The organism is Curtobacterium sp. MCBA15_008 (genome assembly GCF_001865065.1).
Taxonomy (GTDB): domain Bacteria; phylum Actinomycetota; class Actinomycetes; order Actinomycetales; family Microbacteriaceae; genus Curtobacterium.
Window position 1 is genome coordinate 1 of the sequence record NZ_MJGN01000071.1, and the last position, 342, is coordinate 342.

1 protein-coding gene is annotated in these 342 nt (G+C 56.4%); it reads left to right on the plus strand.

Annotated features, from left to right (window positions below; translation table 11 throughout):
- Window positions 1-342 (plus strand): hypothetical protein (locus BIU96_RS18075; RefSeq protein WP_217642295.1); only part of this gene is annotated, 342 nt, incomplete at both ends.

A 342-nucleotide genomic window follows, 5' to 3' on the forward strand; every position in this document is an offset into this window, starting at 1 on the left:
TCACTATGGCTTCGCCGGCCTGTCCACGGATAACGCCGAGCTTGAGAAGCGGTTCAGCATCGAGTTTTCCCACAGCCACAGCCGCAATCTTGAACTGATCAAGGCAGACCGACCGTCACTGGCCGAAGTGGCCGTAATCAGCCGCTCCTATCTTCAGAGTCACCTGAACGACCATCCCGAGGACAGGGGCAGGTTCCTGGTGTCCGATACCCCCGATCAGACCTACCTCTTACATATCATGGCACGGAAAAATGGCCCCATCGACACGGACAACCTGGAACAGCTGCTGTCACCGCTGTTCAAAGACGGGCGTTACCAGCAATTTGTCGGTCAACGCAACCT